The 25,510-nt window shown below is 36.7% G+C and carries 28 protein-coding genes and 1 tRNA gene; 21 read left to right on the forward strand and 8 right to left on the reverse strand.

From position 1 onward, the window contains the following. Nucleotides 1–30: 30 nt before the first annotated feature. The gene (locus HMPREF9013_RS02980; RefSeq protein WP_006626890.1) at nucleotides 31–276 is read left to right on the forward strand and encodes a hypothetical protein; all 246 of its coding nucleotides are present in this window, start codon (nucleotides 31–33) and stop codon (nucleotides 274–276) included. Here HMPREF9013_RS02980 and yfcE read toward each other — a convergent pair. Further along, nucleotides 271–867, reverse strand: coding sequence for a phosphodiesterase (yfcE, locus tag HMPREF9013_RS02985; protein ID WP_006626891.1), 597 nt, complete (start codon nucleotides 865–867; stop codon nucleotides 271–273). The two genes, HMPREF9013_RS02980 and yfcE, sit on opposite strands and share 6 nt — an antisense overlap. 49 nt (nucleotides 868–916) lie before the next feature. Between yfcE and coaBC the strand changes: the two genes are divergently transcribed. The 6 genes from coaBC (at nucleotide 917) to HMPREF9013_RS03010 (ending at nucleotide 4,635) form a co-directional block, all read left to right on the forward strand. Continuing rightward, entirely contained in the window at nucleotides 917–1,834 is a 918-nt protein-coding gene (coaBC, locus tag HMPREF9013_RS02990; RefSeq protein ID WP_006626892.1) for a bifunctional phosphopantothenoylcysteine decarboxylase/phosphopantothenate--cysteine ligase CoaBC, read from the forward strand. Beyond that, on the forward strand, nucleotides 1,822–2,103 hold the full coding sequence (locus HMPREF9013_RS07655) for a phosphopantothenoylcysteine decarboxylase domain-containing protein (protein ID WP_006626893.1): 282 nt from the start codon (nucleotides 1,822–1,824) through the stop codon (nucleotides 2,101–2,103). The genes coaBC and HMPREF9013_RS07655 overlap by 13 nt, the downstream gene beginning before the upstream one ends. A 4-nt stretch (nucleotides 2,104–2,107) precedes the next feature. Then, on the forward strand, nucleotides 2,108–2,902 hold the full coding sequence (locus HMPREF9013_RS02995) for a type III pantothenate kinase (protein WP_006626894.1): 795 nt from the start codon (nucleotides 2,108–2,110) through the stop codon (nucleotides 2,900–2,902). A gap of 123 nt (nucleotides 2,903–3,025) precedes the next feature. Continuing rightward, a complete protein-coding gene (locus HMPREF9013_RS03000) occupies nucleotides 3,026–3,904 on the forward strand; it encodes a YitT family protein (RefSeq protein WP_006626895.1) in 879 nt (292 codons plus the stop codon). Nucleotides 3,905–3,956: 52 nt separating this feature from the next. After that, nucleotides 3,957–4,217 carry a hypothetical protein gene (locus tag HMPREF9013_RS03005; RefSeq protein WP_040333373.1) on the forward strand — a complete coding sequence of 87 codons (261 nt, stop codon included), beginning with the start codon at nucleotides 3,957–3,959 and terminating at the stop codon, nucleotides 4,215–4,217. 1 nt (nucleotide 4,218) lies between these two features. After that, complete coding sequence (locus HMPREF9013_RS03010; RefSeq protein WP_006626897.1) at nucleotides 4,219–4,635, forward strand: bis(5'-nucleosyl)-tetraphosphatase; 417 nt, start codon at nucleotides 4,219–4,221, stop codon at nucleotides 4,633–4,635. A 632-nt stretch (nucleotides 4,636–5,267) separates the two neighbouring features. Here the strand turns inward: HMPREF9013_RS03010 and HMPREF9013_RS03015 are convergent. Next, nucleotides 5,268–6,254, reverse strand: coding sequence for a helix-turn-helix domain-containing protein (locus HMPREF9013_RS03015; protein ID WP_006626899.1), 987 nt, complete (start codon nucleotides 6,252–6,254; stop codon nucleotides 5,268–5,270). A 172-nt stretch (nucleotides 6,255–6,426) separates the two neighbouring features. On the opposite strand from HMPREF9013_RS03015, the gene HMPREF9013_RS03020 reads away from it, so the two are divergent. From HMPREF9013_RS03020 to HMPREF9013_RS07535, 4 genes are all read left to right on the forward strand, one after another. After that, nucleotides 6,427–7,191 carry a nitroreductase family protein gene (locus HMPREF9013_RS03020; RefSeq protein WP_006626900.1) on the forward strand — a complete coding sequence of 255 codons (765 nt, stop codon included), beginning with the start codon at nucleotides 6,427–6,429 and terminating at the stop codon, nucleotides 7,189–7,191. Then, entirely contained in the window at nucleotides 7,188–8,054 is an 867-nt protein-coding gene (locus HMPREF9013_RS03025; protein ID WP_006626901.1) for a 4Fe-4S dicluster domain-containing protein, read from the forward strand. The genes HMPREF9013_RS03020 and HMPREF9013_RS03025 overlap by 4 nt, the downstream gene beginning before the upstream one ends. Before the next feature lie 75 nt (nucleotides 8,055–8,129). Then, nucleotides 8,130–8,903 carry a methyltransferase gene (locus HMPREF9013_RS03030; protein ID WP_006626902.1) on the forward strand — a complete coding sequence of 258 codons (774 nt, stop codon included), beginning with the start codon at nucleotides 8,130–8,132 and terminating at the stop codon, nucleotides 8,901–8,903. Between the two features lie 80 nt (nucleotides 8,904–8,983). Beyond that, a complete protein-coding gene (locus HMPREF9013_RS07535; protein WP_198002118.1) occupies nucleotides 8,984–9,133 on the forward strand; it encodes a hypothetical protein in 150 nt (49 codons plus the stop codon). Nucleotides 9,134–9,358: 225 nt separating this feature from the next. Here the strand turns inward: HMPREF9013_RS07535 and HMPREF9013_RS03035 are convergent, their stop codons facing one another. Both HMPREF9013_RS03035 and lysS read right to left on the reverse strand, forming a co-directional pair. Then, nucleotides 9,359–10,831, reverse strand: a complete 1,473-nt coding sequence (locus HMPREF9013_RS03035) for a C69 family dipeptidase (protein WP_006626904.1) — start codon at nucleotides 10,829–10,831, stop codon at nucleotides 9,359–9,361. Between the two features lie 266 nt (nucleotides 10,832–11,097). Further along, nucleotides 11,098–13,038: a lysine--tRNA ligase gene (gene lysS / locus HMPREF9013_RS03040; protein WP_006626905.1), complete on the reverse strand. Its 1,941-nt coding sequence runs from the start codon at nucleotides 13,036–13,038 to the stop codon at nucleotides 11,098–11,100. A gap of 297 nt (nucleotides 13,039–13,335) precedes the next feature. Between lysS and HMPREF9013_RS03045 the strand changes: the two genes are divergently transcribed. Further along, on the forward strand, nucleotides 13,336–14,067 hold the full coding sequence (locus tag HMPREF9013_RS03045; RefSeq protein ID WP_006626906.1) for an HAD family hydrolase: 732 nt from the start codon (nucleotides 13,336–13,338) through the stop codon (nucleotides 14,065–14,067). A 34-nt stretch (nucleotides 14,068–14,101) separates the two neighbouring features. Here the strand turns inward: HMPREF9013_RS03045 and deoD are convergent, their stop codons facing one another. The 3 genes from deoD to HMPREF9013_RS03060 form a co-directional block, all read right to left on the reverse strand. Further along, entirely contained in the window at nucleotides 14,102–14,815 is a 714-nt protein-coding gene (gene deoD, locus HMPREF9013_RS03050; protein ID WP_006626907.1) for a purine-nucleoside phosphorylase, read from the reverse strand. Between the two features lie 188 nt (nucleotides 14,816–15,003). Continuing rightward, a complete protein-coding gene (locus tag HMPREF9013_RS03055) occupies nucleotides 15,004–15,453 on the reverse strand; it encodes a hypothetical protein (RefSeq protein WP_198002119.1) in 450 nt (149 codons plus the stop codon). Nucleotides 15,454–15,799: 346 nt separating this feature from the next. Next, nucleotides 15,800–16,984: a D-alanine--D-alanine ligase family protein gene (locus HMPREF9013_RS03060; RefSeq protein ID WP_006626909.1), complete on the reverse strand. Its 1,185-nt coding sequence runs from the start codon at nucleotides 16,982–16,984 to the stop codon at nucleotides 15,800–15,802. Between the two features lie 83 nt (nucleotides 16,985–17,067). Between HMPREF9013_RS03060 and HMPREF9013_RS03065 the strand changes: the two genes are divergently transcribed. From HMPREF9013_RS03065 to HMPREF9013_RS07435, 7 genes are all read left to right on the forward strand, one after another. Further along, entirely contained in the window at nucleotides 17,068–18,303 is a 1,236-nt protein-coding gene (locus tag HMPREF9013_RS03065; RefSeq protein WP_006626910.1) for a patatin-like phospholipase family protein, read from the forward strand. A gap of 2 nt (nucleotides 18,304–18,305) precedes the next feature. Continuing rightward, nucleotides 18,306–18,791 carry a dCTP deaminase/dUTPase family protein gene (locus tag HMPREF9013_RS03070; protein WP_006626911.1) on the forward strand — a complete coding sequence of 162 codons (486 nt, stop codon included), beginning with the start codon at nucleotides 18,306–18,308 and terminating at the stop codon, nucleotides 18,789–18,791. 11 nt (nucleotides 18,792–18,802) lie between these two features. Further along, nucleotides 18,803–19,657, forward strand: coding sequence for a type I methionyl aminopeptidase (gene map, locus HMPREF9013_RS03075; RefSeq protein ID WP_006626912.1), 855 nt, complete (start codon nucleotides 18,803–18,805; stop codon nucleotides 19,655–19,657). Then, nucleotides 19,657–21,294 (forward strand): putative manganese-dependent inorganic diphosphatase, encoded by a 1,638-nt coding sequence (locus HMPREF9013_RS03080; RefSeq protein ID WP_006626913.1) that lies wholly within the window; start codon nucleotides 19,657–19,659, stop codon nucleotides 21,292–21,294. Before map ends, HMPREF9013_RS03080 begins: the two co-directional genes overlap by 1 nt. Nucleotides 21,295–21,306: 12 nt before the next feature. Next, nucleotides 21,307–22,218 (forward strand): ribonuclease Z, encoded by a 912-nt coding sequence (locus HMPREF9013_RS03085; protein WP_006626914.1) that lies wholly within the window; start codon nucleotides 21,307–21,309, stop codon nucleotides 22,216–22,218. Continuing rightward, complete coding sequence (locus HMPREF9013_RS03090) at nucleotides 22,218–23,114, forward strand: diacylglycerol/lipid kinase family protein (protein ID WP_006626915.1); 897 nt, start codon at nucleotides 22,218–22,220, stop codon at nucleotides 23,112–23,114. Before HMPREF9013_RS03085 ends, HMPREF9013_RS03090 begins: the two co-directional genes overlap by 1 nt. Nucleotides 23,115–23,253: 139 nt before the next feature. Beyond that, entirely contained in the window at nucleotides 23,254–23,391 is a 138-nt protein-coding gene (locus HMPREF9013_RS07435) for a hypothetical protein (RefSeq protein WP_006626916.1), read from the forward strand. Between the two features lie 122 nt (nucleotides 23,392–23,513). On the opposite strand, the gene HMPREF9013_RS03095 is transcribed toward HMPREF9013_RS07435, so the two are convergent. Next, nucleotides 23,514–23,587 (reverse strand) — tRNA-Arg (locus HMPREF9013_RS03095). A gap of 143 nt (nucleotides 23,588–23,730) precedes the next feature. On the opposite strand from HMPREF9013_RS03095, the gene HMPREF9013_RS03100 reads away from it, so the two are divergent. Both HMPREF9013_RS03100 and HMPREF9013_RS03105 read left to right on the forward strand, forming a co-directional pair. Beyond that, nucleotides 23,731–24,750, forward strand: a complete 1,020-nt coding sequence (locus tag HMPREF9013_RS03100; RefSeq protein ID WP_006626917.1) for a FecCD family ABC transporter permease — start codon at nucleotides 23,731–23,733, stop codon at nucleotides 24,748–24,750. Then, the gene (locus tag HMPREF9013_RS03105; RefSeq protein WP_006626918.1) at nucleotides 24,751–25,503 is read left to right on the forward strand and encodes an ABC transporter ATP-binding protein; all 753 of its coding nucleotides are present in this window, start codon (nucleotides 24,751–24,753) and stop codon (nucleotides 25,501–25,503) included. Nucleotides 25,504–25,510 lie beyond the last annotated feature (7 nt).

Here is a 25,510-nt window from a genome sequence, read left to right on the forward strand (position 1 = left end):
GACTATACTTAAGAAAAAGGGAGATGGTTTATGTTACTGAAAGTGGTCAGAGAAAAAGAAATTACTTATTATAACAGTGATCAACTTAAGGCAGTGATTGTTAGTCGTGTGTATGAAGATGATGGTTCTTATGATGTTAGTTTTGATATGTATAATGGTGTAGAGCCGATCCGTGTCTTTAAAAATCAAGAACAAGCAGAGGCATTTGTACAACGATTGGCGATGATGATTTCAGATGAAAAAGCCTATGTTTTAGTGGATTGTGATAAATTATAAGAGCTTCGGCTCTTTTTTAATGAAAACAGTAGATGACTCAGTTTTGAAAAGACAAGAAATGGAATATGGCTGATGATCTAAAGTATAGGTTTGAAAATCTTTTTCTGATAATATCGCATAACTGGCTTTATGATTGGCTTTCGGAATAGAAACGCTACCGGGATTTAGAAAGTAAATACCATCTTGAAACGAAGCGGTTGGAATATGGGTATGTCCGGAAAGAAAAATATCGTCTTTTTTTAAGAAAGAATAGACTTTAGGCTCATAAATATGACCATGACTTAAAAAACAACGTAAAGTGCCGATTTGATAAAAAGAATAATCCGAAGTGATAGGAAAATCTAAAACCATTTGATCCACTTCTCCATCGCAATTGCCTCGAACACAAATGATTTTGGTTTGGTAGGTATTGAGTAATTTCGCTACTTCTTTTGGTTGATAATCCATTGGTAAAGCATTACGAGGTCCATGATAAAGAAGATCTCCTAACAGTAAAAGACCATCTGCTTGGTGAAATTCATAAGCTTCAATGATTTTCTTGGTAGCATAAAAAGATCCATGAATATCGGATGCGACTAAATACTTTTTCATAAAGGCTCTCCTTTTTAGCGTGTTATAATATCCGAAAGTGAGGTGTTTTATGACAAATAAACACATTGTGATTGCAGTGACAGGCGGTATTGCAGCCTATAAATCTGCCTTCCTTGTTTCTAGTTTAAGCAAACAAGGCTATGAAGTGCAAGTTTTGATGACAAAATCAGCTTGTGAATTTATTTCTCCTTTAACCTTTGAAACGTTATCAAAGAGAAAAGTGTATACAGATGTCTTCGTCAATGAAGAAACCCCTTTTGTTCGTCATATTGAGTTGGCAAAGTGGGCAGATTTATTTGTAGTAGCTCCGGCCAGTGCTAATACAATATCGAAAATAACGTATGGAATGGCAGATAATATGTTGACGAGTAGCTTTTTAGCAGCGACTTGCCCTAAACTACTTGTGCCGGCGATGAATAGTCATATGCTTGAAAATCCAATCACTCAACATAATTTAAAAACATTGGAAGCTTATGGAATTTCAGTGATGGAAAGTGAAACCGGCTTGTTGGCATGTGGAGATGTCGGAAAAGGAAAATTTCCGGAAATAGAATTGATTGTGGAAGAGATAGAACGCTTATTAACCACTAAGAAAGATTTACTTGGAAAAACGGTTTTGATTAGTGCCGGGCCGACTCAAGAAGCACTAGATCCTGTTCGATATTTAACGAACCATTCTTCTGGAAAGATGGGGTATGCTTTGGCTAAGGAAGCGAGAAATCGAGGAGCTAGGGTCTATCTGGTGAGTGGATGTGTGAGTTTAGCTTGTCCTAAAGATATTGAAGTAATTTCGGTTCAATCTGCAAAAGAAATGGAAGTATCGATGCTTTCTCATTTTGAACAAGCAGATATCACCATTATGGCAGCTGCGGTAGCGGATTATCGACCAGTGAATATCTATAAGGAAAAAATTAAAAACAAGATTCCGGTTGGGCATTGTCTTTGGAGAGGACAATGGATATTTTAGCCACTCTAGGTACTCGAAAGAAAGAACATCAAATTCTGATCGGTTTTGCGATGGAAACGGAAAACTTGTTAAAGAATGCTCAGGAAAAATTGATAAAAAAGAAGTGTGATTACTTAATTGCAAATTCCATTCATGAGCTTGGTTCGGGTTTTCAAGGGGATACCAATCATGGCTATCTGTTATCCAAAAATGGTCAAACCGATTTTGGTTTATTGACAAAAAAGGAATTGGCAGAAAAGATCTTTGATCAAATCAATAAAGGAGATTAAGAAGATGCTGGTATGCGTGGATGTGGGAAATACAAATATTGCGATTGCCTTAATGCGAGATGAGGTAATTGTGGATCGTTTTCGCTTGATGTCAAAAACGCCTAGAACATCGGACGAATATGGGTTCTTTTTAATGAATTTGATGAATCAAGCGAAGGTGAAAGTGGAAGATTTAGAAGGGGTTATTTTATCTTCAGTGGTTCCGAAGCTGAATTATTCTTTGACTTCTGCTTTTAAGAAATACCTTCATTGCAATACGATGATGGTGGACTATAAGATGAAACTCAATTTTCAATTGGTGACACCATACGCTGATCAAGTAGGTGCAGATCGTATTGTGAATTGTGCTTATATCCATCATTTTCATCCTGAAGGAGGACTTGTAGTGGATTTTGGAACAGCAACCACCTATGACTATGTGGATGCCAAAGGGGATTTTAAATATGTCATCATTCAACCCGGATTAGGCATTTCAGCCAATGCTTTAACGAATCAAACCGCTCAATTACCGGAAATTGAAATTAAGAAACCTTCATCTATTTTAGGAACCAGTACCGTTACCGGTATGCAGGCGGGAATTGTGTATGGTTATCTTGGTGCAGTGAAGGAAATCATCCGCACAGCTAAAAAAGAGTTAAATGATGAAACGGCTTATGTGATCGCTACCGGTGGTCTTGGCAAAGTGATGGCGAAGGAATTAGAAGAGATTGATGAATATGATGGTGATTTAGCTTACCGAGGAATGCGATATCTCTTTGATCAAAATAAAGAAAATTATAGGAAGAGTTCAGAATACTGAATTCTTTTTATAATGTCTACATGAACTTTTGTTACGATCTAAAAAGAAGTGAAAAACGCTTTCCTCCCACTTGAAACGGGTTCTAATATTCACTATTATTAACTAGGAATAGAGGATTGATATATGTCTGATATGGTCTTTGTCAAACCTAAAAAAGTGACGATTAAAAATATTATTTTAATTGTTGTAGGTTCTATTTTATATGCGTTTTCAGTTAATTATTTTTTATTACCCTTGGCACTTTATTCTGGTGGTGTGCCCGGGACAGCACAGATGGTAAGAACTTTAATGTTCCCCAAATTAACCGGTGTAGATTTAGCCGGTATCATCAATTTACTGTTTAATATACCTTTACTATTATTAGCCTATAAAACAATGAAAAAAAGAATGGTGTTTGGTACCATCTTATCCATTGCTGTGCAAACTTTGATATTTACATACTTTATCCTTACCAAAGAGCCTGTTTTAGATGATAAATTGGCTAGTATTGTGATGGCTGGTGTTTTAGGTGGTGCTGGCTGTGGTTTGATTTTAAGCAATGGAGCCAGTGCTGGTGGATTAGATTTATTGGGCTTATATATGAGTTCAAAAAATAAAATCTTTTCAGTTGGTAAATTTAATACTTTTTATAATATGATTTTATACGCTATTATGGCGATGTTGTTTGACGTTGCAACAGCGTTGTATTCGATTATTTATATAGTTGTTTTTTCTTTGACAATTGATCGTTGGCACTTTCAAAACATTGAAATCAAACTGATGATTTTCACTCATCATCCGGAAGTTAAAGAAAAAATCATGAAAGAATATAGACGAGGAGTCACTTATTGGGATGGTAAAGGAGCCTATACTAATCAACAAACAGAAGTACTGGTGACCATTGTGGATAAATCAGAAGTCAATGATGTTAAAAAGGATATTCGAAATTTAGATCCTAACGCTTTTGTAATCACAACGAATGTATTGGATATTAGTGGGGGCTATCAGAAGAGGTTGATGTAGTCTTTTTGAACCGATTAGAATGAAAATGCTATAATGAAAAAAGAAAAGGGGTATGGGAATGTTAGTAAAGGATCTTTTAGCTTGTTATAATCAAAATGTAGATGATGACCAAAAGGCCATTATTGTTGAAGATGATCATAAATTATTTCAAACTATTGAAATTTTAAGTCCTATTTATTTTTTGACAAAATTAAAAGAAATTTCTTACGAGGAATTATTAGCTACCTTTGGTGAACGAGAAGTTGAAAATTTTTTTGATGAGTTAGCTGATCAGCGCTTCGGAACAACTTATTTAACGATTCGATTGAAATAACATGAAAAAAGAAATCTCTTGTGGAGCGATTGTCTATCGAGACGATTTGAAACAAAGAAGGTTTTTGGTCATTCATCAAGTTCAGGGTCATTGGACATTTCCAAAAGGGCATATGGAACAAGGGCAAGATGAATTCATGACGGCTAAAAGAGAAGTCTTCGAAGAAACAAATGTGAAAATACAGTTGCTTCCGGGTTTTCGAAGGGGTCATCACTATTTGGTTATGCCAAGTGTTTGGAAGAAAGTTATTTTTTTCGTAGCGAAAGCGTTGAATGGAGATTTAAAGCCTCAGTTAGAAGAAGTTTGTGAAGTGTATTGGCTTACGCAAGAAGAGGTAGAAAATATCTTAACGTATCCAAGTGATAGTACTATTTTTCAAGAAGCCATTGACTTTTTTGCTTTAGACTTTAATAATTAACCCTCAAACCCCTTGAAATACAAGGGAATTTACAAGAGAATAAGTTGAATTTACTACCAATTTACTACTTTTGAGGGAAAAGCCTTGATGTTCTGTAAAAACTCTTGCAGATAAAAGTATTCTACCACAGATAAGAAAGGTATATTGCAGGGATCAAAATTAAATAGGAAATCGTAAAAGAGGTGTTCTTTCACTTCTGTAAAGAAAGCATAAGGACACCGTTTTTTTCATACCCATGTTACGAAATAGAGGCATATACAGGCTTGTAATACAGGGCTTTTTGAGGGCGGTGAATTTCCTTTCTGCGTTCATAGAGGGTTTGGGAGACTTCCCAGCAAGCAAAATCTTTATCACCGGAACTTCGGGAAATAGAGATTTTTTATGGAAAGGGTACCCCTTTCCTATGCTTGCTATTCCACTTATCCCTTAATCTCTACAACAACGGAAATTCACTTTTTGCCAAAGATTGCAAAGAAAAACGCTTCAATTTATATAACAGCAACGTTTATTTTGTAAGATCTGTTCAATTAGTATTTGACACATTAGATGTCTGTTTCTTCGTCTTTTTATCTCTTTTGTTTAGGCGATATCTACCCATTATCATTGGTTACTCATATCATAAAATAACCTAATCACTTATTTATTATCATCTGCATTTTTTCCCTGTATTCGGTAGGCTTCATTCCTGTATGCTGTCTAAACATATCAGACAGACTGCTTATATGTTTATAACCGACCATTTCGGCAATTTGAGATACCGGAAGTACTGTATCTCTAAGGAGATGTTCAGCATGTGTAATACGACGTGTAACAATATATTGCTGAATGCTCATCCGATATACATCCTTGAATATATATTTCAGCTTAGCTTGGCTCATGCATGCAATTTGTGCAAGAAAATCGATCCTGATATCCGCGGCATAATGGTCGTTAATATAATTAGCCACAGATACAACGGCATCCAAATCATCATCGGGTATTAAAAATCTATGTCTAATATGTTCTTTATTCCGTTTTTTTGCTTTTTCAAGAATTATGGAAAGCGCTTCATTCACTTTGCTTTCATAAAACAACTTTGCAGATATACCGTCACCCATATAGCTTTTAATTTGGTTGAAAACCGTGACCAGTTCAGGAAAATCGGGATAGCCGTCTATCTGTGCGAATGCTTCTGAAGGATTTTCATAAAGGTCCGGGTATTGTTCGCTTAAATATTTCTTATAGTATTCCGGCATAAAGGTAATGCTTACACTGTCTATAGGAATTTTTTTGTGAAGTATCATACGATATTCACTCTTTTTCCCTACATATGCCTGGATTGCTCCGGATGTCAAACGGCGGTATGGTGTCAGTATTTCGCCGGAAACAGAGTAAAAATAACCGACGCAAATATATTCCGGCTGTTCAAAAGCGCAACAGGTATCTTCGTAGTGAATCTGATTCATAATGGTGATAGTCACGTATGGGTTACATTGATATACCCAGCAGTGTCCCTTTCCAAGCTCAGGATTCATTTTATAAAATTTGCCGTTCGGATTAAACCCGGGCAAGGGTTCACACGGAATAACGCCTCTGTCCGCAAAAATATCCTTGTACATTTTTTCTAATTGCCCGCTCATAAAGTTATATTTTCTCCATTCGATAAATAGTTTATGCTAATAGCTAATTATTGTCATCTTTCATTGACGCTAAAGATATGAATAAATAATATAAAAAATAGGTTAGATTCGACTAATTTAATTATATATTAGGCAAAATAAGTTTGCAAAATTTTTGCGTGAGGAGGTAAAAATGAAAATCGAAGAATATCTTTCCGCTATGAAAAAAAGATGCTCCCGCAGAAAGTATACAAATAGACCTATTGATTCCAAGTATGTGAAACAGCTTGAAGATATCATTGCTTTGTTCAACAAAGAATCCGGACTTAATATAAAATTAGTCATTGGAAGCGGAGCGGAACTTTTTAACGGATTCCGAAAAAGCTATGGTTTATTTGTAGGTGTTCAGAACTACATTGCTATGATTGGCAACAAAGATCTTCCTGACCGTATGGAGAAAGTGGGTCGTTATGGTGAAAAAATAATTCTTGAAGCGACCGCAATGGGATTATCTAGTTGTTGGGTAGGAACCAGTTATGACAAAAAAGCAGCGACGACATTGTGTAGAGCGAACGACACATTAGACTGTGTGATAGCAATCGGATATTCAGATGAAAAACATTCACTTAAAGAACGAATGATGGAATATGGTATGAACAGGCAGAGTAAAGCTAAGGAAGCTTTAATAGAAACAGAAGCGCCTTTGCCGGAGTGGTTTAACCATGGTATGGATGCCGTTTATCTTGCCCCTACTGCAAGAAATTTACGCCCCTTTGTATTCAAATATAAAGATGGACAGGTAACTGCTTCCATTACAGTGCCGACAGAAACTGCGATGATTGATCTTGGAATTGCTAAATTACATTTTGAATTAGGAGCAGGGGGTGGAAGCTGGGAGTATGGAAACGGCAGTTATTATTGTTTTGATGATAAACGGAAGGAAAGTGATAAGCAATGAAAGTCGTTTTTATTGTATTTAGTCCATCAGGACATACACTCATTGCGGCACAAAAATTCATGCATTTGCTTGAAAATAATGGAATTTCCTGTCATATGATCAATATCACAAAAAACGATAAGTATATTCAGGACTTCACAATTACAAAAACACTGGTTAATGATCTTGGAGAACATCATTTGTTAATTCCCTGTGCTCCGGTATATGCCGGACATTGTGAGCAAAATATGCTCAGGACAATACGGGCACTTCCTCGGGAAAAGGAAAAACAGATTCCTGCGATTCCACTTGTGACCTATGGGGGAGTGCACAGCAGTGTTGCACTGGAAGAAATGGGTAAAGCGCTTAATGGCAGAGGATATATTCCGATTATGGGCATTAAGATTGCTGCGGAGCATACTTTGACAGCAACTTTCAAAAAACGGATCAATCCAAATCTGCCGGGAAAAGTTGAGGATCAAATCCTTGCAGAAGCGGCAAAAATAACAGAAAAGGTTGTAAATGACAAGATAGCTGTGGTCAATGTAAGAAAGAAATTTGCATATGCACCGTTTATGAAACGCATTATGTTCCGCATTTTCAGCCAAGAAAAAATTCATGGAAAATATAAGAAAGTTACAATCAATACAGAAAAATGCATTGGTTGTAAACGATGTGTTGCAGCTTGTCCTGTCAATATGTTTGCATATATTGATAACACCATACAAATGGTTCGTGAACCTAAGCATTGTATTTTATGTGCCGAGTGTTATCATCAATGTCCTGTAAAAGCCGTTATACATCCATATATTGAAGTTGCACGAAAGAGACTTTCGAATGGTTTTGCAGAGCTTGAAAACCCACAATCTGAAATTTATCGATAAAACTGATATTCACTAAACATAAAATGGAAAAATTATGCCATAAGCAATTATAAATTAAAGAAAGGATAAATTACTATGATTAACAAAGCAAATATTTATGAACAACTTACAGCACTACCGTATCTCACCGCTTATCAGCAACTGATACAGGGTGCCATCGAATTAGATGTCTTTTCTAATTTAGAAAAGCCTATTACCACAAAAGAGCTATCTAAAAAAATGAACTGGAATGAAGGCAACACCTTCAATCTTTTGAAAGGTTTGTACAGTCTTGGTTATCTTGAGCGAAAAGGAGATACATTTTGTAATATGCCGGAAACTTCAAAATATCTTGTTAAGGGGAAGCCTGCATATATGGGAAGTATGTTAGCATTTTTCTGCAATAATCAAGGAATGAGCCTTGGAAACGTAGCACAGCAAGTGAAAGAAGGTCCTAAACCGCAGGAACAGACACAGCAGTCTATGGATTTTGCATCTTATGGCGATGCGATGCGTGATGCTCAATCAGGGATACGTCAATATGAACTGTTAGAAATTCTTCGATTCCTTCCTGAGTATAAATCTATTCACAAAATATTGGATTTGGGCTGCGGTGCAGGTTGTCTTGGAATTGCAGTTATACAGGACGTAAGCAATCGTACGGGCGTTCTTTTTGACAGATCGGATATGCAGCCACTTATCGAAGAAAGTGTGGCGCTTTCCGATATGCAAGACAGCGTTTCAGTCAAAACCGGAGACTTTATAAACGATGATATTGGCAGCGGATATGATCTAATCATCTGCTCATCCATTATGTTATTCGCCATTGCAGGCGGTGCAAATTTCTTTGCAAAGTTAAAAAAGCATTAAATCCCGGTGGTGTAGTTGTATGTTTAAATGAAGGAATTGAACCGGATTATTCCGGACCATGGGACATGATTTTAGGCTATATGGCATTTAATTTACAAGGAATGCCTATGGGTGTAATAAAAGGTCAGATTGCTGATGCAGCAAAAGCCGGAGGGTTTCATTCTGTAGAAAATCACAGCGTGCTTCTCAGTACCGGAATGCACGATATCAATATTTTGAGAATTGAATAAAAGATTGAATTTGTGATTTTTATGAAGAGTTTTTTAAGAAGCAAGAGCAAGCCGCCGGTTTCATTTTATGAATGAAAAAGCGGAAGTTCAAATTAGGTCATAGCTTACGAAAAGCGGCGGTATCAAAGGAGATATCGTCGTGTTCATTTTTCGTTATCTTAAAAAGAAAAGGAATAATCCTTTTCTTTTTCATATGTGAACCAGTGATGATATTTTAAAAATAATTTAAGCATCAGATCTGGAAAAGCCGTTTTTCATTAAGCAACTGGCTGTATATAAAACTTTATCTAATGTAAAATTAGTCTCTTTTTTAACCATTTCAGCGATGATTTCATTCGCTTCTTGTAATAATTCCACTTTCTTTTCAGATAAATATTGCTGATCAGTTTGATGAATCAAGAAATGTCCTTTGGATTGGACGCTATTTTGATAGCGTTCGATATGATTAGCTGTTTCCGCAAAATGAGCATCACTTAAAGCACCAATGATACGATTGACCCAATAGAAGTTTTCGGTGGTGACTTCAGCTGTGGTATTAGCTAAATAGTCAGGCGTTTTTTCAATATTGGTATAGAAAGGTACAAAGGCATTGAAAACATTGGATCCATAACAAATCCATTCTAAAGAGCGATTTTCTTTCGGCATATAAGGACGAATCTGAGTACAAGATAAAAAGTTATTTCGATTAATGCCGATGGGACGATATTTCCCCCTTAATCGTGGATCAGCGTGTTGGTTGTAAGGATCAAAATCGGTACCTTGATAGTGATAGGAAAGAGAATATTTCACATCTTCAATCGTGATTTTCCTTTCCGGTTTCAAAGAAAAAGGTAGATTATCCATTTCTGGTGTGTAATCCGCATGTTCTCCTTCCCATTTATAAGTGGTTGGATTGAAATACTTCAACATCATCCAAGCCCTTGGAGTGTTGTAAACATGATCCGCATCAGAATGAGACCCAAAGGCCCATCTTGGATTAAAGTTTCCATCCAGAGATAGGTCTAAGAAATGATTTGTGACGAAGTCTTTTAAATCGGATGAACATAGATAATTCTTTTGAGCTCCATAAGCATCTTCAAAGTCAAAATGGTCAATTCCCAATTGGTTTGGCATGACCACATATTGATCATCCGGAACACGAATAGCCATCCAATGGTGACCGCCAATGGTTTCTAACCACCAGATTTCATCTATATCTTGAAAGGCAATCCCATTCATTTCGTAAGTTCCATAAGTTTCCAATAAAGAACCTAAACGCAATACACCTTCTCGAGCGGAATGAATATAGGGAAGTGTTAAAGTGACGATATCTTCTTCTCCAATTCCACCAATGACTTCCGGATGATCTTGGGTTGCTTCTTTATATTCGACAAGAGGATCTGCAGATAAAACAAGCTCATTAGAAGTAATGGTTTCAGTAGCTGTCATGGCGACATTTTCAGCGTTAACACCGGCTGCTGCCCAAATGCCAATTTTTCCTAAGGCATCCGGCATAGCGGTATAGCGCATAGGATTATCCGGTAATTCAATCTCCACATGAGATAGAACTGATTTGTATTTTCTTGGCTGTTCTTCTGGATGAATGACCACAAATTTTTTGGCTGTGAATTCTCCAGAAGGGGAATCTTCATTACGAGCGATGAAAGTAGATCCATCATAGCTGGCTTTTTTACCAACTAAAAGAGTTGTACATGGCATTATATGATCTCCTATCTAGTGTTTAACTTACACAATATATCTAGGGCAATTATAATATGGCATGAACGAGAAAGACAAATGAAAAGTCAGTTAAAACCGGGATAATCTTCAATATCAACAGTGGTTTTACTGACTATCATCACATGATCTGTTTCTAAGATTTCATCATCCTTATCAACAGCGATGACAATGTTATAGATAAGTATGATTGTTTTTTAGCACATTTCTTCTATTCAATTGCCCACTTTTTGAAGTTATAATTTAGTTTAATATAACTTTGCTCCGGCAGGGATATGATGATCCACCATTAAGACATGGAGTACTTCTTCGTTATTTTCCATGTGCAAAGCAGAGAGAATCATTCCGCAAGACTCAATACCCATCATTTTACGACTAGGAAGATTGGTAATCGCAATTAAAGTTTTGCCAATTAATTCTTCCGGATCATAGTACATACGGATACCGGATAAAATAATACGATCTTCTCCACTTCCATCGTCTAAAGTAAACTTTAAGAGTTTATTGGATTTAGGGACAGTTTCACAGGCTTTTACTTTAACGGCTCTAAAATCTGACTTGGAGAAGGTATCAAAATCCACTTCTTCTTTAAAAAGAGGTTCGATCTGGACATTGGAAAAATCAATTTTTTCATTGGATATCGAGAATTCTTCGTTTTCTTTGGAATTGGCTAACTTCTTTCCTTCGGATCCTAAAGGTTTCATGGTCGGGAATAAAAGAACATCACGAATGGAGTCATTTCCCGTTAGTAACATGACAAAACGATCAATCCCAAAGCCGATACCGCCGGTTGGTGGAAGGCCATATTCCAAAGCTTCAACATAATCTTGATCCATTTCCGAAGCTTCTTCATCTCCTGCTTCCTTGGCAGCTAATTGATCTAAGAAACGTTGTTTTTGATCAATTGGATCATTTAATTCCGAGAAAGCATTGTTCATTTCAATTCCCATGATGCTTAATTCAAAACGTTCTGTAAAACGAGGATCTTTACCTTTTTTGGCTAATGGGGAAACTTCAATCGGGTGTCCCCAAATAAAGGTTGGTTGTTCAATCTTATTTTCACAGAATGCTTCAAAGAATAAGCTGATGATATGACCAACACTCTTTTGGTGTTCTTCTACTTCGATGTGATGTTCTTTGGCTAATTGAAGAGCTTCTTCAACAGACATTTCTTTCCAAAAATCAATACCGGTGCATTCTTTGACAGCATCAACCATGTTCCACTTCTTAAATGGAGCCTTCAAGGAAATGGTTTTCCCCATGAACTCAAAATCGGTCTTACCGAAGACTTCCATCGCTACCGTTTCATAAAGACCTTCTGTCAAATCCATCATGCCTTGCATATCGGAATAAGCGCAATACGCTTCCATGGTGGTAAATTCAGGATTATGTTTTAAGTCCATTCCTTCATTACGGAAAATACGACCAATTTCATATACCCGTTCCAATCCGCCAACGATTAACCTTTTTAACGGTAATTCTGTGGCAATACGCAAATAGAAATCACGATCAAGGGCATTGTGATGAGTGATAAAAGGGCGGGCAGAGGCACCTGTTAATAGTGGTTGTAAAACAGGGGTTTCTACTTCAATATACCCTTGGGAATCCATGTAATGACGAATGGCGGAAATGATCTTCGGTCTTAAAATCGCTACTTTTCTTGATTCATCATTGGTGATCAAATCTAAATAACGACGACGGTATCTTTCTTCCTTATCTTGTAGACCATGAAATTTATCCGGCAAAGGTCGAAGAGCTTTGGTTAAATGAGTGTATTCATGAGCTTCAATGGATAGTTCACCGGTTTGTGTTTTCATGATGGTACCTTTGACACCGATGATATCGCCTAGATCACTTTTTTTGAATAATTCATAGATTTCTTCACCAATAATGCGTTGATTCATAACGATTTGAATCCGCCCTGTCTTATCTAATAAAGAGATGAACCCCATTTTACCCATTCTGCGTTTCATCATGATACGACCGGCTACGGTTGTTTCAACTTTTTTTTCTTCCAATTCTTCTTTGGTTTTGGAACCATATAAATCCTTAATGTCTTGAGCATGGGATTCTTGATGAAAACCTTGACCAAAAGGCGCAATGCCTTGTTCGACTAAAGCGTTCATTTTATCTAGACGCGCTTGCATTTGGTCATTTAATGGTAATTCTGGTTGTTGATTGTTTGCCATAAAACCTCCTTAAAACAACAAAAGCTCCTCGTTTAGGGACGAAGAGCTTATTCGTGGTACCAACCCTAATTTACGGAATGAATCCGCCTATTTAGTCAAAAGTATCGTGTTTCACCGGTTCACTCCGGAGTCTTTAACACATAAAACTCCCCTTGTCTAACTTCCACCATCATAGACTCGCTGAAAGGTTCTGCTTTAAGGCCTTCTCCATCACTGTGTACGGTCATATTCTACAATTGATTTCATTTCATTTCAATTCCTATTTAATGGTATAATGCAAAAAACAAGGAGGTATCTATGAGCCAAATCGCTGCTTTTTTTGACATTGATGGAACTATTTATCGAGAAGGGTTAATTACAGAGGTCTTTAAGAAACTGGTGACGCATGAAATTATTGAAGCTGATCGCTGGCGTGATGAAGTCCAACCGGCTTATTCAGCTTGGGATAGAAGACAAGGTGACTACGATGATTATTTGCAAAAAATGGTCGCTATTTTTAAAGAAGTATCTGTTGGCATATCCTCTGAGCATATTACATTAATTGCGGATCGGGTGATTCAACAAAAAGGGGAAAGAGTGTACCAATTTACTCGTGATGAAATTCGCCGTCATAAGAAATTAGGCCATAAGATTATTGCGATTTCCGGTTCGCCCGATGCTTTAGTAAAGAAAATGGCGGAAAAATATGAATTTGATGACTGGCGTGGAACTATCTATCAAGTGGATCAAAGAGGTTATTATACAGGGGAAGTGATTCCGATGTGGGATGCCGAGAGTAAACGAAAAGCCATTCATCAATTAGCTGAACAATATGATTTGGATCTGGAGGCTTGCTATTCATATGGAGATACCAATGGTGATTTTGCGATGTTTGATGAAACAGGTCATCCAACTTGTATCAACCCAACTAGAGAATTGATTCACCGCATTCAAATGACGGAAAATATTCGCCAAAAAATTCAGGTGGTTGTCGAAAGAAAAGATGTGATTTATCATTTGGATATTAATCATATTCGATTAGATCAATAAAAAGAAAATGGGAAACCCCATTTTCTTTTTCACTTTAATCGGCAATAGCAGCGTCTAAAGCAATTTTCATCATTCTTGTAAAACTGGTTTGTCTTTCTTCAGCTGTAGTGGCTTCATGAGACACTAAACTATCTGAAATGGTCAATAAGCAAGAGGCATTTTTTCCTAAAACACGAGCGTTATTAAATAACGCAAAACTTTCCATTTCAACGCAGATACAGTGTTTATCATTAACCGGGTCTTCACCACCATCATGATTTTCACGATAGAAAACATCAGAACTATGAATTACCCCTTCTTTAACCGGAATTTCTAGATCTTTAGCGGCTTTTAATAGTTTTTCATTCAACGCTTTAGAAGGGTAACCAAAACAATCTTCATAACCCGATTGCACTTTGGCATAACTACTTTCCGAATAAGCTGCACTTGCTAGAACCACATCAAACATCTTTAAATCCGGGACATAGGCACCAGCGGATCCGATACGAATGATGTTTTCGACATCGTATTCTTTGAATAATTCATAGCTGTAAATACCAATAGACGGCATCCCCATACCGGAAGCCATCACAGAAACAGGTTTTCCTTTCCAAGTTCCTGTATAGCCTTGGATACCACGTACATTATTGACCAGTACAGGATTTTCAAGGAATGTTTCAGCGATGAATTTTGCTCTTAATGGATCGCCAGGCATTAAGACAGTTTTCGCAAATTGACCTTTTTCGGCACTATTATGTGGAGTTGACATAATAACCTCACTTTCTTATACCCCTATTATATAGAAAGATTTCAGAGTTCGAAAGAAGAACATTGATCTGAATGAAACGAGAATAGATTGATAAAGGATTTGACGAATGAACAAAACAAAAAATGGTGGGATGAGCTTATTTAAGCATTGGTAGATAAGACATAGTGGATCTATAGATAACTTTTTGACTATGGTAAAATAATAGGAAGAATAATTCCTAAAAGAGTTGCCATGAAACCGAATATCATACCAAAAATACATATCAGTAAAACATACTCGGGAGTATGATGACGAATTTGAATAGAATACAAACTATCATCAACAGATTGCTTATTGATCATATTGCGGATAATGGCACTTATTTTATCTCGATGACTCGTTTCGCCATCTAGCGAAATGACATAGGTTCCTTTTTCTGCATGAAAAGAATACAATTCTATTCGTCCTGTTTTAATTCCATTTACGCTTCTACGTAAAAAGGTTATTGAAAGAGGAATTTTCTTTCCTGTCTGTTGATGAGTGATATTAAAACCAAATTCTCCCAGTGGAGGCTTGGTCCATAGTTTCCCATGAAGCCATAAACCATATGTTCCATCAGTTTCAAGTGTAAAGGTTCCTGTTTTATTTTTATAAGGCATTTCATAAATGATTTCATTCTTTGCAAAACGGATTATGGATTTGAGGCATATAATCAATAGGGATACTCCTATTGGTATCAATAAGCAAAATAAGTATTTCATATTTTTCCTTTCAAAGTTGTATAGTGTAGGTTCTCATTATACCATGAGCTAAATGGTCGAAATATTGTTTTTGTTTTCTCCATTATGTAAAGATTTGAAGCATGATCGTAAAGTTGATAGTATAAAAAATGTCATAACGATACCGTAAGGATTTAAGAAAAGGGAAATCATCGTAAAAAATAATCAGAAGTCAAAACGTAGAAAAAAAGCCTATTGATCATGGCTTTATCAATAGACTGTGAGATTACACTTTACTACCCTTTGAACCACCCTTTGTCATATTCTCCAAAATATTTGAAGAAAAAGAAGTGGTGATCTGATTACGACGGCGTTCTCTATCTAGCGCTAAGGTAATTAATTGATTCATTAATTTACTAAAATCAACCCCTTCTTCTTTCCATAAATAGAAAGCTAGAGATCCTGGAATAGTGTTGATTTCATTGATGTAAATTTTTTTGGTTTCGGCATCCATGATGAAATCAATCCGGCATACACCAGCAGATCCTAAGACACGGAATGTGTCTTTCGCTAATTGTTGGATGTATTTCGTTTCCTCATGGGATAAAGGAGCCGGAACTTGTCTGGAAGTGGCCGCCATACCTGATTTTCCTTTCGAACCACCCGATCCATATTTTTTATCAAAGTCCAATAATTCTTTTTCTTGTTGAGTGACTTCTTCTAGGACAGAAGCTCGAGAACCTGTATGATCACCAATGACGGAACAATTAATTTCACGCATTGGCTTGATGACTTTTTCAGTAATGATTTTTTCATCGTAACGCATGGCATCTTTGAAACAGTCTAAATACTCTTCGTTGTCATGAGCGATGGAAATACCGATTGAAGAACCTGTGCGAGCCGGTTTTAAGATGACGGGATAGCCTAAGCTATTCACTTTTTCTAAGATTTGTGTTTGATAGGTTTCAATATCTTGACCATAGACCCAAAACCAAGGGGTAATCGGTAAGTGATTATCATGGAGAATGTGTTTTTGGAAGACTTTATCTTGACCGATCACAGCTCCATAAATATCACAACCGGCGAAAGGGATCTTCAACATTTCAAATAACCCTTGAATGGTGCCATCTTCACCATTGGTACCGTGCATGACGGGGATTGCCAAATCAATCGTTCCCAATGTTTTCTTTTGAAAAAGGCCGATGTGGACGGGACGAATGGCACATTCATTTCCCAGATTGACCAAAGTCACTTGAATGCTTTCTTTTAATAATGCAGGAAGATTGGTGAAATTCTCTACTGAAAAAAACTTCTCCGGATTGTAATAAATTTTACGATCCTTTGCTACGTAAAGGGGGATGACCTCATATTTATCTTTATCTAGGGCATGAATAGCTTGTTGAGCAGAAATAATGGATACTTCGTGTTCAACAGATTCTCCGCCAAAAAAGACACCAACGCGTAATTTCATGTTAAAAAACTCCTTCTTATCTGTCCTATTATATAACGAGTTTAAGGCTTCGTGTTATGATAGATAAAAAGAGGTGAAAATAAATGAGAGCCTTGGTTTTATCCGGTGGGGGTACCAGAGGAGCTTTTGAACTTGGTGTGATCAAAGCTTTAAAGGAAAGAGAAGCTTATCAGTTTGATTTGATTTGCGGAACATCAGTTGGAGCTTTAAATGCCCTATTTTTAGTTCAAGATGATTGGGATAAGATGAAAGAAATGTATGCTTGTTTGACACGGGATCAAATTATTCAAAATTTCATTCCGGATGATTGGCAAATTCGAACGATCATTGAACAACGTAAACATTTATCTAATAGCATTCGAGAGTATTTTCAACAAAAGGGATTAGATGTGACTCCTTTGAAAAAAATGATTGATGATTATTATGATGAAGAAAAATTTTTCTCAAGTCCCATTGATTTTGGCATAGTAGTGGCTAGAGCAAAAGATAAATCAGGTGTTTACGTGAATAAAGAGATGATGAAAACCCATGGGAAACAATGGTTATTGGCCAGTGCTTCAGCGTATCCGGCTTTTCCGGTTTGTACCATTGAGGGGCAAGACTATATTGATGGTGGTTACTTTGATAATGTTCCGGTTGATTGTGCTTTACAAAAAGGAGCTGATGAATTGGTGGTCGTGGATCTAGGGGCGAAAGTCAGTCACCCTGAATGTATGGGAGTTCCTTTTATTACTTATATTCACCCACATGTGGAGTTACCGAATTTCTTGGAATTTAATGCTGATATGATGATGAGAAATCAACGTTTGGGTTATCTGGAAGCTAGAAAAGCTTTAGGAGATTATGAGGGCTATCATTACACTTTCCAATTATTTCCAATGCCGAAATTTTTTCGAGGTTTTTTTGTGAATTTGTTACGATATGAACGAAAAATTGAAATCATTCATACGAGGAGTAGTCATATAAAAGCGGGTTATATCCAAGAAAAAGCTGTGACTTTCAGTTTGGAAAAACAACTAGATGAAAAAGGGTTGTGCGTTTCTCTTTTGGAAGAAGTGATGGATTTGGCTGATTTTAATGATGAAATCGTTTATACTTTCGAGGATGTGAAAAAAGAATTATTAATCACTTTTAAGAAAGCTATTTTGGGACAAATTCCTTGTAAAAAGAAAAAAAGAGTGACTTCTAAAGAAGCTTTTGAATTTTTCTTACAAGCCAAGATTTCTGGGAATGAATGGATGAGTGAAGAAAAAGCTTTGGATTTTTATCCAAACGAATACGTGTTGGTTCAGTTTTTTATTGAAATGATGAAAGGGTAAGTATGGCAATTGCAAAATTTGAAAAAGTAAGTTTAGAACAATTTCGAAAGGATCTTTTGAAATTAGGTTATGAGGAAGAGGCTATTCAAAAAGCTTATCAGCAAATTGAAATTCCTAAACGAGGAACCAAAAGTTCAGCCGGTTATGATTTTGTGTGTCCTATGGATGTGGTGATTCATCAAGAAAGTCAACTAATTCCAACGGGGATTCGTGCTAAAATAGAACAAGATTATGTTTTATTGATCGTTCCAAGATCTTCCTTGGGTTTTAAATATCGTTTGACATTAGATAATAGCGTGGGTGTCATTGATAGTGATTATTATCAATCGGATAATGAAGGTCATATTTTGGCAAAAGTTCATGCGTCTAAGTCGATGAAGTTAAAGGCTGGAGATCGTTTTGTACAAGGTATTTTTATGCAATATGGTCTGGCAGAAGAAAGAGAAGTAGAAACTATCCGAAATGGTGGGATAGGTAGTACAGATTGATAGGAGAAAATATGGATCAAAAAAAGTGGAAAGAAATCATGGATAAGGAGCCTATTCCGAATTCCATCTTAGAAAAAATGGAGTATCTTCGTCGACGGGGAGAAACGGTGATTGCAGATAAGTATATCAAGCGACCAACCATGATTGAAGGGATTCGAAAAGCTTCGGCGTTGAACACATTGGTATTAAATGAAGTGGAGAAAAATATTCATGTTGGAATGAATACACAGGAAATTGATGTCATCGTGGCTGAATTCACAGAAAAAAATGGTGGTATTTGTGCCCCTTATCATTTTGAAGGATTTCCGAAACATGTGTGTACATCAGTGAATGAAGAAGTGTGTCATGGTATTCCGACACGTTTGAAGAAACTTCATGAGGGAGATATCATCAATGTGGATTGCACTACCATTGTAAATGGTTACTATGGAGATGCTTCGAGAATGTTTTATATTGGTCATGTTTCTGAAGAAAGAAGAAAACTTTGTGAGGTAACCAAAGAAGCTTTGGAAATCGGTTTAAAAGCTGCCCAACCGTGGGCTCATGTAGGTGATATCGGCTATGCGATTCAAAACTTTATTAAGAAAACCGGTTATTCAGTGGTTCGAGATATTGGGGGTCATGGAGTTGGTTTAGAATTCCATGAAGATCCTTTTGTAGCTCATATTGGTCAAAAGGGTAGGGGTATGGTATTAGTACCCGGTATGGTGATCACCATTGAACCGATGATTAATGCGGGAGGAGCTAGTGTGGTGATTGATCCTTATAATGATTGGACAATTTCAACCAGAGATGGGAAAGATTCGGCTCAATGGGAGTACACGATTTTAATTACGGAAGAAGGAAATGAGGTATTGAGTTATTAATGTTAAATGAGACAATTTATGTGAGTGGGCATCGTCATCCGGATAGTGATGCTATTTGTAGTGCTATAGCGTATGCGAACTTATTAAATGAGACAGGGAAAAAAGCATTAGCTTGTCGACAAGGGCCTTTGAATGAAGAAACTAAATTCATTTTGAAACGTTTCGGTTTGGATAATCCACTATTAATGACGGATGCCAGGGCTCGTTTATGTGATATTGAATTAGATATACCAACAACGATTAAAACTTATGAAACGGTACATCATGCTTGGCATTTGATGGAAAATACGCAAAATAGAAGTTTGTTTGTGATAAATGATGAAGGAAAGTTAAAAGGGATTTGTACAACTTCTGATTTATCTCGTTTCCGTTTTCATCCGGAAACGGATTTAGAGCAACTGATGAAGACAGCCAGTTTAGCCAATATTTCAAGAACGATTGGTGGTCGTATTCGTTTTGAACCGGAACATTTTTCTTTTAATGGTCAAGTACACGTGATTACAGTGGATCAAATGGCGGATAGTCCTTATGAAGTAAGAGATTGTGTGGTCATGATGTCGGTTGGCTCAATGCGCCAAATTGATGCCATTCGAGAAGGGGCAAAATGTCTGGTTTTAACCATGGGGGCTTGCGCTACTTTAGAAGTGATGTCGGAAGCGAAACGGTTGGGTTGTGCCATTATTGAAACCCCGGAAAGTACTATGCATACAGCGGCAGTGATTAATGAAAGCTATTCTGTTGAACAAATTATGTCATGTAATCCGATCACTTTTTTAGATACGGAATATGTCGATGATGTGGCTTCTAAGATGAATCATTCGCGGGTTCGTTCTTATCCTGTCTTAAATGAAAATGGAGATATTGTTGGTGGAGTTTCTCGTTACCATACCAGGAATTATCGGAAGTTACAGATTGCTTTAGTGGATCATTCCGCTAAAAATCAATCAATGCAGAATATTGATAAAGGGGATATTGTAGCCATTATAGATCATCACCATATTGGTGATATCACGACAAGCCATCCAATTGAATATCGTAATCATCGCTGTGGTTGTACTTGTACGATTGTGAATCTTTTGTATAAAGAAGCCGGTTTGGTGCCTTCTAAACCAATGGCAGGGATCATGCTGTCAGCTATTTTATCAGATACCTTAAATTTCAAATCGGCTACCACGACTCAAGAAGATAGGGATACCGTTCAATTCTTAGCTGAAATTGCCGGTATTAAGGATGTGAATGCCTATGCGGTGGAAATGTTGGCGGCTTCGGTGGCTCTAAAGGATTCAACACCTAAGGATATCTTATATCGTGATTTGAAGTTTTATGATGTGGATCGTTATCATATTGCGATTGGACAAACTAACTTTTCTCATACCGAAGAAGTACAATCATTACTTCCAAAGATGAAGGAACAGGTTTTCAAGGAACAAGAACGTCAAGGCTTGGATTTATTGGTGATGTTGTTTACAGATGTTTTAGGAAATGGTTCTTATTTTGTATATGGTGGTTCCATGTCCTATGTATTACAGGAATTATTGGAGACCATCATTGATGATCATAGTGGTTTTGATCCAACTATTATTTCCCGTAAGCAACAATTGATGCCTAAGTTATCGGAGTTATTAAAACAACAGTAGAAAAGGGGAAATATGATAGAAGTCCATTTAATTGGAACCGGAGGAACCGTTCCATTACCAAAACGGTGGTTGACTTCGCTTTATATTAAATTACGAGGAAAAGCAACTTTGATTGATTGTGGTGAGGGAACCCAAATCGCTCTTCAAGAACAAGGTCTTTCCTTAAAACAAATTGATACGATTATTTTGACACATTATCATGCAGATCATACTGCCGGTTTGCCGGGATTATTATTGACTATGGCAAAAAATAATCGTTTGGAACCAATTCGTATTTACGGACCAAAGGGATTGAAAGAAGTGATTCAAGGAGTGACTTTATTGGCTCGTTTTATTCCTTTTGAAGTGAACTGTATTGAAATTGATGGTCATTCTGTTTTCTCTTTAGAAGAGTTACAAGTACAAGCTTTTCCACTGATCCATAGTGTAGAGTGTTTGGGATATCGTTTTGATTTGAAAAGAAAACCGAAGTTTTTGGTAGAAAAAGCAAAGGCTTTGAACTTACCGGTGCAATATTGGTCTAAACTCCAAAAGGGAGAAACCGTTCTTTTTGAAGGAAAAGAAATCTTACCTAGTGCTGTCTTGGGAAATGAAAGAAAAGGAATTTCTTTGGTGTATGCAACGGATACCAGACCAACTAGTTCTTTGGTTCGACAGGCTTTACAAGCGGATCTCTTGATTGCAGAAGGCATGTATGGAGATGTGGAAAAGATAGAGAATGCTCAAATGAATAAGCACATGATGATGCAAGAGGCTTGTGATATTGCTCAAAAGTGTGGTGTGAAAGATCTCTGGTTAACCCATTATTCTCCTTCAATGCCCTTTCCATCTATTTATGAAAAAATGTTGAAAGAAATTTATCCAAATGTGAAAATCAGCCAGGATGGGCAAAGTTGTGTTCTTGTGTTTGAGGAGGAAACCTAGTGTATTATGTGATTGTTAATCCCGGTTCGGGATCGTATCGAAACAAAACATGGTTGTATGTGAAAGGTGAGTTTCAAAAAAGAGGTATTTTATACCAAGCGTTTTTTTCTACTAAGAATCGTGATGTGAATGACATTTTAAAAAGTCTTCAGCATGGTCAAGTCATTGATGTCATTATCATTGGTGGAGACGGTTCTATGAACTTAGCGGTGAATGCCATTCAAGATTTTTCCAAGGTTCGTTTAGGATATATTCCAAGTGGATCAGGAAATGATTTCGGTCGAGGAATGGGCATTACACGTGATATTACGATAGCATTGGAATCCATTTTAAAAAAAGGATATCGAGAAGTGGATGTTCCAATGATTCATATTCTACAAGGAGATAAACCGCAAAGACGAAGATTTTTGATTTCTTGTGGAATCGGGTATGATGCGCTAGCTTGTTATCACGTTTCAAAAAGTCGTTGGAAGGCACGTTTGAATAAAGTGGGTATGGGACATTTGGTGTATCTTGCTTATGGGGCTTTATCCATGTTTGAATATCAACCGTTCTCTTTAAGAGATGAAAAAGAAGACGTGGCTTTTATTGCGGTGATGAATCAGCCTTATGAAGGCGGTGGTTTCTTATTTAGTCCTAAAGCCAGTGCTCAGGATGGGTTGTTGGATTTTGTTAAAATATCGGAAATTAAACGTTTTCGGATGGTTGGCTTGATTCCTAGTGCGCGTGAGGGAAAACATGTTGAAACTCCGTATGTCCATATTGAACAACATTCCTATCAATCTTTTGAATTTGATCAACCGGTTTATCTTCATGTCGATGGTGAGACGTTAGGAAAAGCCGTCAGGGTGGAATTTTCTATCTTAAAAGACAAAATGATCTTATTGAACAATTAGGTGATAGGATTCAATTTTGGAATGTGGTAGTCATTAAAAGATGAAGGGACAAGTGGGAATAATCGAACAGATACGGACGTATATTTTCTTTTTCATAGAGGGAAATTTTGAAAATTAAAAAACAATAGGAGGAAATAAGATGCTTAAAAAGATGATCGGTGGATTTCTTGTCATTTTAATGGGGATTGGGCTAACCGGTTGTATTGATGTGAAACAAAAAACAGGAAAAGTAACCGATATGAAAGGAAATTTTGAAACGGTCAATACAAATCACTAATAAGATGATGGAAGAACGTTATCACAAGAGGATAACGTTCTTCTTTTAGAAAGAAGTATTAAAAAAGCTTGTTGATTATGGTATCAACAAGCTAAAACACTTTGAACCAAGTGTCTTTTAAGTGTGCTCGATGAGACTCGAACTCACAACCTTTTGATTCGGAATCAAATGCGCTATCCAATTGCGCCACGAGCACATATCTACAATATTATAGCATGATTCATATCAGTTGAAAAAGAATAGTTGATATGATAGACTCGGATTTGGTTAGTTATGTCTAACTTCCCGTGGTTTTATGACCGATGGTTGAAACCAAAATGCCATAGAGAAGGAAAATAAATGAGTTTAGAAAAGTCATATAGAAACTTGTTATATAGAAAAGTGTTATACATCTTATTGTTACTGATTATTTTGTTTATCAATATACTCATTTCCGTGAATATGGGTTCTTCCGAGATGACCATTCAAGAAAGTCTATTAACTTTGTTGGGAAAGGGAACCGATATTACAAAACATATTGTTTTTAATATAAGGTTGCCAAGAATTTTGGGAGGATTGTTTATCGGCATGAATTTAGCCATGTCAGGTATGATTATTCAATCGGTATTAAATAATCCACTAGCTTCGCCATCAACTCTTGGTATTTCTAATGCTTCTGTATTAGGAGCCAACATAGCGCTTATCGTATTTTCGGGTATGGGAATAGAGGTTGGAATGGCAACAACAGGGATATTATCTTTTGTTTTTGCGATGATTTGTACCTTAATAGTTCTCTGGTTTTCATCTTTGAAAAGAGCCAATCGATCAACTGTATTGTTACTTGGAGTTGCTTTGAACGCTATGTTTTCAGCAATGACCATACTCATTCAGTTTTTTTCCACAGATGAACAAATTGCATCAGCTGTGTCTTGGACGTTTGGTGATTTGGGGCGAATTAATTATTCTCAAATTTTAATAGTTGGAATGGTTTTCATACTATCATCGATGATTATCTATCAATTTAGATGGAAGTATAACGCCATGGATATGGGAGAAAGTGTGGCTCATTCTTTAGGAATCAACATCCGGTTTATGAGGAACCTTTCCATACTGCTTGCTTCTCTCAATACCGGAATAGGGGTGGCTTATGTTGGAATCATCGGTTTTGTTGGCTTATTGGCCCCTCAGTTGACAAGAATCATCATAGGAGATGATAAACGTTTTATGTTCCCGGCGACCGTGCTTTTAGGAGCGGTTATTGTTTTGTTTAGTGATACATTGGCCAGGGTTATCGTAAAGCCGAGTATTTTACCGGTTGGAGCGATTACCTCTCTAATAGGAGCTCCTTTTTTCTTGTATATGCTAATCAAGGAGAGGTAAATGAGTGTTATCAAAATAGATCGTTTATCATTTAAATATGATAAAGAAATTTTAAAAAATATAAGTGTTGATATTGAAGCAGGAGCATTTGTTTCATTGTTGGGTATCAATGGAGCCGGTAAATCCACATTACTCAAAAATTTGAATCAGATTTTAAGCCCTTATAAAGGAACGATTTACATAAGAGGCGAAAATTTGAAACATATGAAACGTTCGCAATTAGCAAAGAAAATGGCGTATGTCAGTCAACAAAATGAAGCGCCTCAAAATACTGTTTTCGATAGTATTTTGATTGGAAGAGTCCCATACATAAAAGGAAAGGCCACCAAAGAAGATTATGCGATAGTTCAAGAAATTATAGGTCGTCTCAACTTAAATGACTACGCTATGAGAGAAGCTACTTCTCTAAGTGGTGGAGAATTTCAAAAGGTGGTATTGGCTAGAGCCTTGGCTCAAGAACCTGAAATATTACTGTTGGATGAGCCGACTAGTAATTTAGATATTAGAAATCAAGTAGAAGTGATGAAATTGATGAAACAATATTGCAAGGATAAACAAATATCCGTTATTGTCAGTATTCATGATATGAATTTATCGTTGCAGTTTTCAGATAAATATCTAATGTTAAAAGATGGTGAGGTATTCAAATATGGTTCAAAGGAGATTATCACAAGGGAAAATATACGAACTGTGTATGGTTTGGATGTTGACATTCTAAAGTACAAAAATAGGAAAATCGTTATATTAAATTAGGAGGGTG

It is taken from the genome of Bulleidia extructa W1219 (assembly GCF_000177375.1).
Classification (GTDB): Bacteria; Bacillota_I; Bacilli_A; order Erysipelotrichales; family Erysipelotrichaceae; genus Bulleidia; species Bulleidia extructa.